This window comes from Desulfovibrio sp. GTC20076 (assembly GCF_055385905.1).
This window is the reverse complement of sequence record NZ_AP039366.1, coordinates 2,229,193-2,242,800: the sequence shown is the minus strand read 5'-3', so window position 1 is coordinate 2,242,800 and position 13,608 is coordinate 2,229,193. Positions and strand designations below refer to the sequence as shown.

11 protein-coding genes are annotated in these 13,608 nt (G+C 61.2%); 4 read left to right on the top strand and 7 right to left on the bottom strand.

The window, feature by feature from the left end; translation table 11 throughout:
- Positions 1 to 236 precede the first annotated feature (236 nt).
- Positions 237 to 1,463, top strand: a complete 1,227-nt coding sequence (locus ACZ495_RS09975) for an MFS transporter (RefSeq protein WP_012623977.1) — start codon at positions 237 to 239, stop codon at positions 1,461 to 1,463.
- 166 nt (positions 1,464 to 1,629) lie between these two features.
- On the opposite strand, the gene ACZ495_RS09970 is transcribed toward ACZ495_RS09975, so the two are convergent.
- From ACZ495_RS09970 to ACZ495_RS09950, 5 genes are read right to left on the bottom strand one after another with little or no spacing between them, the layout of a single operon-like run.
- Positions 1,630 to 2,508, bottom strand: coding sequence for a prephenate dehydrogenase/arogenate dehydrogenase family protein (locus ACZ495_RS09970; protein ID WP_394026509.1), 879 nt, complete (start codon positions 2,506 to 2,508; stop codon positions 1,630 to 1,632).
- Positions 2,505 to 3,959, bottom strand: coding sequence for a 3-phosphoshikimate 1-carboxyvinyltransferase (locus ACZ495_RS09965; protein WP_464262173.1), 1,455 nt, complete (start codon positions 3,957 to 3,959; stop codon positions 2,505 to 2,507). Before ACZ495_RS09965 ends, ACZ495_RS09970 begins: the two co-directional genes overlap by 4 nt.
- Positions 3,956 to 5,215: a prephenate dehydratase gene (gene pheA, locus ACZ495_RS09960; RefSeq protein WP_096152724.1), complete on the bottom strand. Its 1,260-nt coding sequence runs from the start codon at positions 5,213 to 5,215 to the stop codon at positions 3,956 to 3,958. The genes ACZ495_RS09965 and pheA overlap by 4 nt, the downstream gene beginning before the upstream one ends.
- 1 nt (position 5,216) lies before the next feature.
- Positions 5,217 to 6,200: a 3-dehydroquinate synthase II family protein gene (locus tag ACZ495_RS09955; RefSeq protein ID WP_394026505.1), complete on the bottom strand. Its 984-nt coding sequence runs from the start codon at positions 6,198 to 6,200 to the stop codon at positions 5,217 to 5,219.
- A 4-nt stretch (positions 6,201 to 6,204) separates the two neighbouring features.
- Positions 6,205 to 7,002, bottom strand: coding sequence for a 2-amino-3,7-dideoxy-D-threo-hept-6-ulosonate synthase (locus ACZ495_RS09950; RefSeq protein WP_012623982.1), 798 nt, complete (start codon positions 7,000 to 7,002; stop codon positions 6,205 to 6,207).
- A gap of 880 nt (positions 7,003 to 7,882) precedes the next feature.
- Between ACZ495_RS09950 and cuyA the strand changes: the two genes are divergently transcribed.
- The 3 genes from cuyA (at position 7,883) to ACZ495_RS09935 (ending at position 11,309) form a co-directional block, all read left to right on the top strand.
- Positions 7,883 to 8,884, top strand: a complete 1,002-nt coding sequence (cuyA, locus tag ACZ495_RS09945) for a D-cysteate sulfo-lyase (RefSeq protein WP_296984207.1) — start codon at positions 7,883 to 7,885, stop codon at positions 8,882 to 8,884.
- A gap of 71 nt (positions 8,885 to 8,955) precedes the next feature.
- A complete protein-coding gene (locus ACZ495_RS09940) occupies positions 8,956 to 10,359 on the top strand; it encodes a Na+/H+ antiporter NhaC family protein (protein WP_072311522.1) in 1,404 nt (467 codons plus the stop codon).
- 296 nt (positions 10,360 to 10,655) lie between these two features.
- Entirely contained in the window at positions 10,656 to 11,309 is a 654-nt protein-coding gene (locus tag ACZ495_RS09935; protein WP_012623985.1) for a GntR family transcriptional regulator, read from the top strand.
- Positions 11,310 to 11,605: 296 nt separating this feature from the next.
- On the opposite strand, the gene ACZ495_RS09930 is transcribed toward ACZ495_RS09935, so the two are convergent.
- Together ACZ495_RS09930 and cbiR are read right to left on the bottom strand one after the other, a co-directional pair.
- On the bottom strand, positions 11,606 to 12,661 hold the full coding sequence (locus ACZ495_RS09930) for a DHH family phosphoesterase (RefSeq protein ID WP_232088755.1): 1,056 nt from the start codon (positions 12,659 to 12,661) through the stop codon (positions 11,606 to 11,608).
- A 65-nt stretch (positions 12,662 to 12,726) separates the two neighbouring features.
- On the bottom strand, positions 12,727 to 13,524 hold the full coding sequence (cbiR, locus tag ACZ495_RS09925) for a cobamide remodeling phosphodiesterase CbiR (protein ID WP_464262899.1): 798 nt from the start codon (positions 13,522 to 13,524) through the stop codon (positions 12,727 to 12,729).
- Between the last annotated feature and the right edge of the window lie 84 nt (positions 13,525 to 13,608).

Sequence of the window (13,608 nt, the reverse complement as noted above, 5' to 3'; positions counted from 1 at the left end):
GGCAGGCGTAACGCGGCGTGGCCTGTACGGTCTGCCGCGCCGGTATCTGCGGCAATACCTACCTGTGCCGCTGTTTGTGACGGTATCTGCACCAATATCTGCGCAGCATCAACACCGGACGGCCCGGCGCTGCGGCCCGGCTGCGGGACTGCCCGCTGCCGGGGTGTTTTTTGGCCGTTTGGCGGGCCGCTGCCCTGCGATGTTTTTTTGGTGCGGCAACTACTTCAGAGGATGACATGTTTTACGGCTGGAAGATAAGCCTGCTTTCCATGGGCGGCAATTTCATGCTTCAGGGTACGGTGCTCTACTGCATGAATGCATTCATGGAGCCGCTATGCGTCGCGTATGGCTGGACACGGGCGGAACTGAATATCAGCATGGCCGTGGCCGCCCTGGTGGGGCAGCTGGCCATGCCTGTGGCGGCTTCGCTTTCCGCCCGCTTTGCCCTGCGCCGCCTCATGACGGCCGGGGCGCTGGTGGGCGGCGTTGCCACCATTTTGCAGGGCATGACGGGTAATCTTGCGCTCTTTACCCTGCTGTTTACCATTGCCTGGAGCGCCACCCAGATATGCGGCGGCGTTGTGGGCAACGCGCTTGTGAGCAACTGGTTTTACTATTTCCGCGGCCGGGCTTTCGGCCTTGTCAACGCAGGCACGTCGCTTTCGGGCGTGGTGCTGCCGCTGGCAAGCATGGCCCTTATCAATGCTTTTGACGTGAGCACGGCCTATCTTGTGCTGGGGCTGCTCACCTGCGGGCTTGCCCCCCTGTCGTGGTTTCTGGTGCGCGACACGCCGCAGGCCATGCACATGCACCCTGACGGCAGAAAGCACGAACCCCCGGCCGGGCGCTGCCGGATTGCGCCGGACACGTCCTTCAGGGGGCTGATGCATTCGCCCTATGCCTATTGCATGGGCATCGCCTTTGGCCTGGCCCTTATGGTCAGCTCTTCCGTCATGAGCCAGATGAAGCCGCGTTTTGTGGACCTGGGGCTGGCGCCGTATACGTCCATGCTGCTGGCCTGTGCGGCGGCCCTGTGCGCGGCCCTGGGCAAGTATGCGTGGGGCTGGGCCTGCGACCGCTTCACGCCGCTGGCGGCTGCGCACGTCATCATGCTGGCTTGCGCCCTGAGCCTGTGCCTGGGCTTTCTGCCGCCCACGGTGTGGGGCATGACCATCTTCAGCCTCAGCTTCGGCCTGTGTGTCGGCGGCCTGTGGACTGTGCTGCCCGCCGTTGTTTCCTACTACTACGGCAGCGGCAACTTCTTGCCGTCCTACAAGTTCGTGTCGGTTTTCATTGTCCTGCGCTGTCTGGGATATCCAATCATGGGCTATTCTTACGACCTTACTGGAGGCTACCGCGCGGCAGATGTGGTTTTTGTGGTCATGCTGCTGCTTTCTCTGGCCCTGAGCATGTGCCTGCGCGAAGATGACGCCGTGGAAGGCGGCGGAAAACGGCATAACTAGCGCATTTCACCTTGAAAAAGGTCTGTTCCACTTCCACATGCTTATACCGTTTGCGCGCTGTCTGGCAGCCAAAGAGCCGGACGGCCTTTCCTGCCCCTTCGGGCAAGGGCTGAAACGGGCGCGCGTCTTCCCGCGCGGGGCCAGGGGGATGTGCAAAGCGCGTATTTCAGGCTTCTGCCAGCCCGTCCTGCCCGCATTCTTCCGGCCACCACCACGCTGCCCGCTGGCAGAGCAGGTCGATGTCCCCGGCGGCAGCCAGGTTGAGCATCTGCCGGTACTGGCGCACGGCCTCATGGCTGTGAGCGTTGGCTTCAAACAGTCCGGCAAAAAGGCGGGCATCTTCCGTCAGCATTTTTCGGGCCGCATTGTGGCGGCGGCGGAAAGACGGCGTCAGAAAGGGCAGCAGGTCATCCTGCCCGGCCAGCAGCGAGAAATAGGCCAGGCTCGTGATAAAGTTCATGTTCTGTATGCGCGCCATGGCCTTGTCGTGCTTTTCCGCCGTGGTCATGAAGGTACGGCAGCCGATTCTTGTAAAAAAGGCTTCCACCAGAGCCACATGCTCCGGCTCCGCATTGCGGCCGGGGGTCAGGGCAACGGGAAGGTCTGCCTCCGCTTCCGGGCTGGGGCCGAAAAGAGGATGGGTTCCCACCACGGGACCGGGCCAGACGCGCTCCATCTGGCGCATGGGCTGTTCCTTCACCGAAGTGATGTCGGCCAACACCGCCCGCGCGGGCAGGTGCGGGCATACTGCGGCCGCCACCTCGCCGAATACGGCAGCGGGAACGCACAGCACGGCCATATCTGCCCCTGAGCAGGATTCCGAGAGCTTTTCCGGCGCAAGGGGAACGTCCACCCCGACGATACCAAGACCGGCAGCCTCGGCGCGGGCCACAAGCATGGCCCCCATGCGCCCCCGGGAACCGACAATGACTGTTCTGCCCGCGTGTTCTTTCGTTTTTCCGGCCTCCGTTGAGTCCACCGTGTCCGCATCCAGGCTGTCTGCCGTTGTGGCACGGCAGCGGCTTTGGTCTTTGTGCGCCGTCATGCCAGTTTCTCCCAGATATTCCAGAATTGCGGAAAGGATTTGCCGACTACCGAAGGATCGTCCAGGCGCGAACGTACCACGGCTTCGGAGCGGCAAAGGTCAAGCAGGGCCAGCGACATGGCGATGCGGTGATCGTTATGGGCCGAAAGGGTCTGGCCGTCGGGCAGAATGGGGTGATCGGGTTTGCCGTTGTTGCGGCCGCCCAGGCCGTTGACCAGCATGCCGTCCGAAAGTTCGTCCACGACCACGCCGGTTTTGCCCAGTTCCGTGGCCGGAGCCTTGATGCGGTCAGACTCTTTGTGGCGCAGGTGGGCCACGTTACGGATGCGCGTAGACCCCTGGGCAAAGGCCGCCACCGTCGCCACTGTGGGTACAAGGTCCGGGCAGTGCCCCATATCCAGATCCACGCCGTGCAGGCGCGAGGGATAGACCGTCACGGCCAGGGGCTGCACATCCACCCGTGCCCCCATTCTTTGCAGGATGTTCAGCATGGCGCGATCACCCTGAAGGGAGTCGGCCCGCAGGCCTTCCACACGTACCGGGCGGCGGCCGATGGCTCCCGCGGCAAGCAGGTAGGACGCGCCGGACCAGTCCCCCTCAACGGTATATTCTCCGGCACGGTAAGGGCCGGGGTAAACGGTGATGCGCAGGCAGCCGGGCAGGGCCTCGTCCAGCCTGCGCCACGCACCGTCGCCCATGGGCTGCCAGGGGGCTCCGATGTCGCGGCGGGTCTGCACTTCAAATCTGATGCCGTAGTCCGTAAGGCATTGCAGGGTCAGGCCCACATAGGGCCAGGACACGGCCTTGCGGCCGCCCAGGGCCAGGGTCAGGGGCGCTGGTCCCATGGGGGCGGCCAGCAGCAGGCCGGAAAAATACTGGCTTGAAATATCCATGCCCAGTTCCACAATGCCGCCGCAGCGGGCCGGGTCAAGGCCGTGAGCGGTGAGGACACAGGGGGGGCAGTCCGGTTTTTCCTCAAAGCTTGTCTGCGTACCCAGGGCGGCCAGGGCATCGGTCAGTTCCGCAATGGGCCGTTCGTGCATGCGGGCTGCCCCGTGGATACGGAACACCCCCTGCCCGGCGGCCAGCACGGCCGTAAGCAGGCGGCAGGTGGTTCCCGACTCTTCCACATCGCAGGACAGGGGCGCTGCGGCTGTACCGCCGCGGGGGGCGCCGTTCATGCCCGTGACCTGCCAGGCTCCCGAGGCGGGCGTGCTCTCGGGCAGTTCTGCCATTGTTGCCCCGGCTGCGCAAAGGATGGCGCGGGTGCGCTCCAGGTCGCGGCTTTCAAGGGTATGGCGCACAATGGAGGTCCCCCCGGCCAGGGCTGCGCCCATAAGATAGCGGTGCGATACCGATTTGGAGGCGGGAGCCGTAATGGTCACCGTTTCCGTAATTCCGGCGGCTTCCACAGCATGGTTGGCGGCTGCGGCGCCCTTGGTCTGGCTCATGATTCTTTCTGCTCCGGTTCGTCCGTATGAAGGTCAAGGCGGTCCAGCTGCGGTCCCGTGGGGTAGCTGCCCAGAATGCGAAAGCCCGTACAGGCGTGGCCCAGCTGAACCAGCAGGTCGGCATGCCGCGGGTCTTCGAGGTCACTTTCCACATCGGCAAAGAAGACATATTTCCAGCACTGGCCGCGCATGGGGCGCGACTCCAGCTTGCGCATGTTGATGCCGTGTCCGGCCAGCAGGTCCAGCACGCGTGAGAGCGCTCCGGCCTTGTCGGGAAGGGTGAAAAGCAGGGACGTCTTGTCCGCGCCGCCATGCCCGGGCTGGGGATTCTGTAGTTTACCGCCCTGGGCGGCGGAGGCCTTGGGGCCGATGATGACAAAGCGCGTCCAGTTGCCGGGTTCGTCTTCAATGCGGCTGGCAAGGGTGCCAAGGCTCATGAGGTCGGCGAGCTTGCCGTGCCCGATGGCCGCCGCATGCTCCTGATCCGGCCCCTGGGCCGCGCGCTGGGCAGCGGCCGCTGTGGATTCCACAGGTACAAGGCCCGCATTGGGCAGGTGCGTACGCAGCCATGTGCCGCACTGGGCCAGAGGTTGCGGGTGCGAATAGACCGTGCGTACCGCGGCAAGGGACGGGGCGTTGCTCAGCAGGCAGTGCGAGATGCGTGAAAAAAGTTCGGCCTGTATAAAGACCTCATGCTTGAGAAAAAGGTCAAAGCTCACGCCCACTGTACCCTGAAGGGAATTCTCCAGCGGCACTACGCCCAGTTCGCAACGGCCCGATGCCACTTCTTCAAAGACCTGCGCAATATCGTTACAGGGGTGAAAGGTGGCCGCATGCCCCAGGTATTCAATCCCGGCAAAATAGGAAAATGTTCCTTCCGGTCCCAGATACGCAACGTTTTGCGGCCGTTGCAGGGCGCGGGACGATGAAAATATTTCGCGCCAGATGGCCCGCAGATGGTCTTCGGGCAAGGGGCCGGGATTGCGGGCGGCCAGGCTGTCGAGCACCTCTTTTTCGCGCACGGGCCTGAAGATAATGCCCGGCGATCCGGCCTTGATGCGGCCGACCTCGCGGCTCAGGGCGGCGCGACGGTTAAAGAGGTCCAGCAGATCCTGGTCCACCGCGTCTATCTCGTGGCGGATGGTGGAAAGGCGCTCGTCGGCATTGTGGATTTTTTCTTTGCGCCCTGTTCCGCATTCCGGTCCGCACTCCGGCATGGAGGCCGGCCCGGGCCAGCGGCTGTTGCTGTCGCCCATGCTATACCTCCTGTATGTCTTCGCGTACGCGCATGCCGAAATGACGGCCCGCCTCGTCCAGACGGCAGAGCACGCGGTCGCCGGGCTTCAGCCCGACCACGCTTACGGCTTCGCCTTCGGGGGTGGTCAGGCGGATGGTTTCGGCATTCTGGAGGAACACCGTACCGGTTTTTACGCCTTCGGGGGTTTCGACCTGGGCTTCCACAAGCAACATGGGGCGCACTTCTATCTTGACCCTGCCGAGCGTGGCCACGCTGGTTTCGCCTGTGTAATCCACAACAAGCACTTCCTGTCCGGCGCGGAATTCACCAAGGTAGGTAGTATGGTCGCCGGGCAGACGAACATAGGCGTGTACGGCTCCGGCATTGACTCTGAAGGGGCGGGCAGCCACATATTCATTGCGCTCGGTTTCGGCATGCACAAGAAAGGTGAAGGCGCTGGAATTGCCCACCAGCATGCCCTGGCCCTTGCGCAGCAGGGAGAGTGTGTCGGCGCAGACGCGGTGCCCTAGCCCCACAGGCTCCACGCGGGTGACCACGGCGGGCATCAGCTCTTCACGGCTGCGAGCCATCTTGCACTGGGCCACGATATCCTTGAGGTCGGCCACGGCCGCCCTGGATACAACAATGCCCGCCACACCGCGTTCCAGAATACCTGCGGCAAGGCGGGCCTCGTCCAGTGTACCGGCTTCAGCCAGTACGCTGTCGCTCTGGGCCAGAAGGTTTTCTACAGGAATAACCTCCCATCCGCGCGCCAGCACCACGCGTTCGCCCTTGTGCAGTCGTTGCAGTACGGCCTCTTCGTCAGCCTTGGCGCCAAGGGTCACCAGAGGAGTTTCTTCGGCGGCCCATACAGGGCAGCGCGAAAGACCGGCCACCTGTTCCACATGTTCGGCGGGTACAATAACGCCGTCCACGCCCGATTCGAGAGCAAGCGTCACATCGCCCTTGTCAAAGGGGACACAACTGAAATAAATGCGCGACATATTGTTATTCTCCCACCATAGTGATGGCTTGGTCCACACTGGCGTTTTCATGCACGATGGCCCGCAGGGCCTTGACAAGATTAACTCGGCTGGGGTGCTGGAAAACGTTGCGGCCCACGGAAATGCCCGCGCCGCCCGCCTTGATGGAGTCGTGCACCATCTGGAGTATCTGGCGCGTGGACTCCATGCGCTCGCCCCCGGCAATGACCACAGGCACGCAGCAGGAGGCCACAACTTCTGCAAAGCTGTCCACATCGCCGGTGTAGGGAACTTTTACGATGTCTGCACCCAGTTCCACACCGACGCGGGCGCAATGGGCCACCACGTTTTTAGCAAAGCCGTCCTGAATCTGCGGACCGCGGGCATACATCATGGCCAGCAGGGGGATGTGCCAGTTGTCGCAGGCTTCGGCCACCCTGCCGAGGTCTGCCAGCATGAGCCGCTCATTGGGATCGCCCAGGTTGACGTGAACAGACACGCAGTCCGCCCCGTGCTTGATGCCTTCTTCCACCGTGCCGACCAGGGTTTTGGTATTGCCGTTGGGCGTCAGGGCCGTGGAGGCGGAAAGGTGGACGATAAGGCCGATGTCCTTGCCCGCACTGCGGTGCGAGCAGCGCACAAGGCCCTTGTGCATGAGCACCGCGTCCGCGCCGCCCCGGGCCATGTCGTTGACGGCCTCGCGCATATCCATAAGGCCATCAACTGCACCTATGGTAACGCCATGGTCCATAGGTACGATAATGGTTCGCCCGTTTTCACGATTGATAATTCGTTCAAGACGAACTTTTTTTCCAAGGTACATGGCCTGCTCCTTTTAGTTGTTGACGTGCGTATTGCAGTCAAATTGCATATTGCCTGTAGCCTGGACCGCTCGGCGTGGGCATTTTGAAGACCGGCTGCCCATACAAAAAAAGGGCCGCTGGCGGTTTGCCTGCGGCCCTTTGAACTTCCCAACTCGTCTTTTTGCGTCAGCGAAGCTCCCGACCACAGGCATCCATAAAATACGCAAAAAAATACCAGCTATAAAAGCCAGCGGCGTAAGAGGAAGTGTGGTTGGAAGAAATGCGTTGCATAAAAAATCCTTGTTGTTTCTGCAAAAACGTTACGCCGGGTAAAAACTGCTGTCAATACCTTTGGCGAAAAAAATAAAAGGACACCTTTCGGCTGCGTTGTAGCGGAGGCGTGGTTGTTGGAAGCGTAATGTCATTATTTTTATATTTCGCCTGATATTAAGCAGTTATGTTTTATAGCCCGCTTCGGGCACGTGCGCGTAGGGGCGGATGACCGGCATGATTGTTATAAAAGGAACATGTGGTGGTAGTCGGCAGAAAATAGTGATTGATCAATCAATCAGGCGAAGGGGCGTACTGAAAGATTCGCAGAGGCATTTTGCCGGCGACGTTGGTTTTGCAAGTAGAGTAAAAGATTATTTTTAATATACTTCATATAATTCATATCATTACCTTGTGGTTGCGTGAAATGCGCTGTGCTGGGGGCATGTTGGCCTTGACAAGCTTGGGAAAGTTTTCTTAAAAGAAGACATGTCAAATGTTGACATTTAACTTTTAACAATTTCAGAATGTGCGATCGCGTTCGCCATGGCCGAACTCACGCTGCCGGTCACGGCATCGGACAGGACGGACGCGCGGCATTTTGATGAACCCCAGCATCAGGAGGCAAACATGAATCTCAGCAAATTTCCGCGCAGAGGATATGTGAAGGAGGCCACGCCTCTGGAATTTCTGCCAGCCTTCAGCAAGGCCCTTGGCGGCAAGGTCAATGTGTGGATCAAGCGCGACGACCTGTTGCCCGGCACCAGCGGCGGCAACAAGACCCGCAAGCTTGACTTCGCCATTGCCGATGCGCTGGCTAAAGGGGCGGATACCATCATTACCTGCGGGGCCGTGCAGTCCAACCACTGCCGCCTTACGCTGGCCTGGTCGGTGAAAGAGGGGCTGGACTGCCATCTGATTCTTGAAGAGCGCGTTGCCGGCAGCTATAACCCCGATGCCTCGGGCAACAACTTTCTTTTCCGCCTTCTGGGCGTCAAGAGCACCACAGTGGTGCCCGGCGGCAGCCCCATGATGCAGGAAATGGAAAAACTGGCTGAAAAACTGCGGGCCGAAGGGCGCAAGCCGTACATTATCCCCGGCGGCGCTTCCAACGCCATCGGTGCGCTGGGCTATGTGCAGTGCACGCAGGAGATCATGCAGCAGATGTTTGACCGCGGCCTTGACTTTGACCACATGGTCGTACCCAGCGGCAGCGCAGGAACCCATGCGGGCGTACTGCTGGGCATGCTTGGCTGCAATATGAACATCCCCGTGACGGGCATCGGCGTGAACCGCAAAAAGCCCGTACAGGAAGAAGCCGTGTATTCGCTCATGCAGGAAACTGCGGGCCTTCTGGGCGTTCCTACGCCCTTGCCGAGAGAAGCAGTGGTGGCTTACGATGACTACGTGGGTCCCGGCTATTCGTTGCCCACAGCCGCCATGGTGGAGGCGGTGCGCCTGCTCGCCTCTACAGAAAGCATTCTTCTTGACCCGGTGTATTCCGGCAAGGCCATGTCGGGCCTGATCGACCTTGTGCGGAAGGGACATTTTGCCGCAGGCTCCAATGTGCTTTTCCTGCATACGGGTGGTTCTCCCGCCCTGTACGCCTATCTTGACGAGTTCCGCCAATAGTCGGCGCGGGCCGCGTGGGCTGACCACGCGGCCCGTACGTTATATTTCCCCGACGGGAGAGGAAGAGAACCATGCAGAATGACAAGTTGAAAATGTACGGCGGCATATGGGGCGGGCTTGTTCCCCTTGCCATACTGGTGGTGGGGCTTGTGTGGCTTTCCGTGGCGGGCCGGGGCGGCACCAAGCCGTTCTGGGCCTGCGCCTGGCTGGCGCTGGCAGTGGGGCTATTTTTTGCCAGAAGCAAAGAGGAATACTGCAAGGCCGCCATGCGCGGCATCGGCGACAAGACCGGTATTGTCATCGTTACGGCTTGGCTGTTCGCGGGGGTGTTCGGCAAGCTGATGGCGGCGGGGGGGCTGGTGGACGGGCTGCTGTGGCTCGGCATGACCACAGGGGCGCAGGGGGCGGTATTTACCCTGCTGGTCTTTGCCGCGGCCATGCTTTTTGCCCTGGGTACGGGAACCAGCACCGGTACGTGCATCGCCCTGACCCCGGTGCTGTACCCGGCGGGATATTTCCTTGGGGCGGATCCGGCCATGCTCGGCCTGGCCATTCTGTCAGGCGCGGCCTTCGGTGACAACCTGGCTCCCATATCGGACACGACCATTGTGTCTGCGTACACACAGGGCGCCACCATGCGCGACGTCGTGCGAAGCCGCTTTCCGCTCTGTATTGTGGCGGCGGCCTTTACCGCGCTGGTATTCATGATTTTCGGCGGCGGGGGCGAAACCGTGGTGCTGCCCGAGATCCAGGCCAACCTGAATCCTTCCGGCATATTCATGCTGGTGGCCCTGATCGTGGTTGTGGTGGCTGCGCTCAGCGGCAGGCATATCATTGAGTCGCTCATTTACGGCAACGTCACGGCGGCGTTGGTGGGTATGCTTATCGGCACACTCAAGCCCGGCGATATTTTCGGTATTCCCGCCAAGGCGGGGGCTTCTACGGGGATCATCCAGTCCGGTATTGACGGCGTGGTGGGCGCGATCATTTTTGCCATCCTTATTCTTGCCGTTACCCAGATCCTCGTGGAATGCGGCATAATGACCAAGATCCTGGAATTTGCCCACAAGAGTGTGGTCAGCACAGTGCGTCAGGCTGAACTGTTTATCGTGGGGGTGACCATTCTGGCGTCCATTCCCATTTCCGCCAATGCTCCGGCGGAACTGCTGGTGGGGCCGAGCCTTGTGCGCCCCATAGGCGAAAAGTTCAACCTTGCCCCGGCGCGGCGCGCGAACCTTATGGACTGCGCGGTGTGTACCATCTTCTTTATTCTGCCGTGGCACATTGTGGTGGCCGCCTGGTACGGCGCCATGGTGAGCGCGGCAGAAAGCTACGGTATTGCGGCGCCGCCCATCAGCACGGCTCTGTACAATCCGTATTCGTGGGCTTTGCTGGTGGTGCTGATATTCTCTGCCGTCACCGGCTGGAACCGGCGGTATGCCACGCCCGAAGACGCGGCGCCCGAAGCGGCCTAACAGTTGCCCCGACACTCTGTGTCATACCCATAGGCGGCAGGCGGGATGCTCTTATTCCGGCTGCCGCCGCTTCAATTCTATCACCATGGCGTTTCTGTGCGCAGTTGTATTGTACAGTTGTACGGACGACGCAGCGGGAGCGGGTGCCCGCAGCCAATGCTGTGTATCGGTCCGCCTGAACGCCGAAGCGAGCGCCCCGAAGATTGGGAATATAAATTCCCAACAGTAAATGCTCTATGGACAAGGCATCATAATTTGCTAAGACTATCTCCAGGCAAACACATGAGGAGCAAACATTGAGCCACGTTCAGACCTACAGCGCGCAGGCCATAGATTATATCAAGCAGTGTCTGCTTGACGGAACACTCATGCCCGGCGACCCCATCCGCGAAACAGAGATCGCGGAGCATCTCGGCATCAGCCGCGGACCCGTGCGCGAAGCCCTGCAAACCCTTCTGCAGCAGGGGCTTGTGACCGGCCTGCCGCAAAAGGCCAAGCATATCCGCCATCTTACAGCACAGGAAATTGAAGACAGTTACTGCCTTGGGGGTACGCTGGAAGGGGCCTGCATTGTCCAGTCCATGGATAAGTGGGATGATGCGGCCGTGGCCGAAGTGAAGACCATACTGGACGAGATGGCGCGGCAAAGCCGCAGCGCTACAGGGCTTTCGAGCATGAGCGTTGTGGATGAAGCGTTTCACGATGCGCTGCTTTCGCGCTGTTCCAACAGGCTGATGGTCAGCACGGCCCGCAACTCCTGCGCCCATATTTCAAAGTTTCTCTATTATAAAAGCTGGGATACGCTTTTTTCGCCCCAGGAATTCTATGAGCGCCACACGCTCATTTATGATACCCTGTGCAGCCGCGACCTACAGCGTATCGAGCGTGTCCTGCGCGAGCATTATGCCGAATCCGGGCGGCGTCTCGGGCTTCAGTGCGGGCAACGCTAGAGGCTGTTTTTCTGTACTTTTTGCCAGCTTGCTACGTTAAAAAGCCTTTTTACTCCAAGTCGTGCACTGTGAACGTACACGTCTTTTGTAAAAAGGCTTTTTTGCACCTGGCACAAGTTTTCTGATACAGAAATAGCTCCTCCGGTCAGTCGCGTTATGGCTCCCTGGCGGGCCTTGGCCCCAGGGCCGGTAGGCAGCACCGCTGCCCCGAAGGAACTTGCGGTCAAGATGCCGTCTCCATACGCCTTTGCCCAGCCACGCGTAGCGGGCGTCGTGCTGGTTTTACGGGCGGGTGCCTAGGGGGTGCGGGGGCTGCCCTTGTCTTCAGCAGCAGGGGATGTGGCGCGGCGCAGCTTGCGTGTCTGCAGGCGTTTCAGCACAAAGTCCGTCACCTTGACGTTTTCCGGAACCGCCGCCAGCGGAAACTCCGCCCTGCCCATGTTGCGGTGTCCCCCGGCCTGCCCCACGTCATAAAAGCAGGCGTCAGCCAGGCGCCCGATGTCGCGCCCGCCGTCGCCGCGAAAGATGACAATGACAGTCTTGCCCACAATACCGCTCACCGCAATCCACTTCAGCCCGTGCACACGGGTGAAAAAGTCCGCTACAGCCACCAGCAGGTCGGCGCTGTTGACCTCATTGAGCCAGGCAAAGGCCCCGCTGCCCCGGCAGTCGGTAAGACTGCGGAAGGCGCGCGAAAAAAGTGGCAGCCAGTCACGCAGGTATTCGCTGCGCACAATGCGCCGCAGCAGGTTGTTGTCCGCATGGCGTGAAAGCCACTGGTACGCGCGAAAATCGTCCTCATCGCCCGAACGTTCGAAAGCCCCCGTGTCGGTGCGTATGCCGTACAACAGGGCGGTAGCCAGCCTGGGGCCGGGCCGCATGCGCAGGCCCTGCATGTAGCGGGTCATCATGGTGCTGGTGGCCCCGAGGCCGGGGCGGATATCGCAATAGGCGTCGGAAGAATAGGGCGATTCATCTGTGCCGGACGGCAGGGGGTGGTGGTCGATGACACAGTCAAAGACAACGCCGTGAAAAGCCTTGTGATGGTGCGGCTGGGAATCCACTATGGCAAAGCGGTTGTACTGGTCGGCCTTTTCCGCCTGCCACATGCGCACCGGGATGCGCAGATAGCGTATCATGGCGAGGTTGTCGGGCCGGGTGACCTCGTTGACGCGCGCAATGTCGGCATTGTGAACCCGCGGCAACAAAATGCGCCTCAGCGCCAACGCCGAAGCCAGGGCATCGGGGTCGGCATTGATAAGGATGCACCAGCGGTCTTCCTTGTCCAGTGATTGCCGCCATTGCTTCATATTGGCGACAAGTTCGGCAGTGGGCAGCATTGCTGTGTTCATCCTCCCGAGGCCGATGCCCCTGATTGCACGGCGGATACATACGCCGCATGGCTTTGCTTTTGCCTTCAGCCCCAGGACGCATCCGGCGTTTCGCCGGTGGCAAGGGCTGACAGAACAGGCAGGGAAGCCGCCAGGCCCTCCCACTTGAAAACTTCTACCAGATGTGTGGCCGTGCTCGGGGCGTCAGCCATGATGCGCCGCGCAATGCGTCTTTGCGACGGCGTGAGAGCTGTGAGCGGCAGGTGCTGGTCGCCCTTGCCGGGTGCGCTCCAGTGCAGCAGGCCCGCCTGTGAGGGCAGGGCCGAATGCAGCAGCTTTTTCTGAGCATAGCCGAGGAGATGTCCCACGTCCAGACAAAGCCCCAGCCCGTGCTCATGAAGAAAGTTTTTGCCAAGGCAGGCCACATCGCTGTGCGCCACATTTTCCAGCAAGAGAGGAATATGGCGCAGGGCCGGGGGGGCTTCCGGGCTGTCTGCCCCATTTCGCCAGTGTTCTGCAAAATCTGCCAGCAGGGTGCGCTGCAGGTCGGGCGGGCCTTCCGGCGGGTGCAGCACCGCCACGCGCGGGACAAGGCCGGGAACAAGGGCCATGAGCCGTGCAATGACCGCCGCTGCCGTGCATGCGGCCCGGCGTGCCGGACTGGCCTGGCGCACGGCCGGTCCCCGGGACCAGGGAAGGTCTACAGGCAGGTGGGCATGCCAGCGCAAGGGCAGGGCCGCCAGATCCGGCGGCAGGTCGCCGGAGTCATATTGCAGGCAGGCGCTGGATTCAAACAGGCACAACGCCACCTCGTCTACGCGCTCCGCGAGAAAACGCGCATTTTCTGCCACGCCGGCCGGCATGACGAAAGAGGGCGCGGCAATGCGCCCGGCAAGAGGATGCCCGGCGAGAAAGGCGGTGGGCGTCTCTGCCGGGGATGGCGCGGGCGGGGCGCAAGGTGGCGGGCT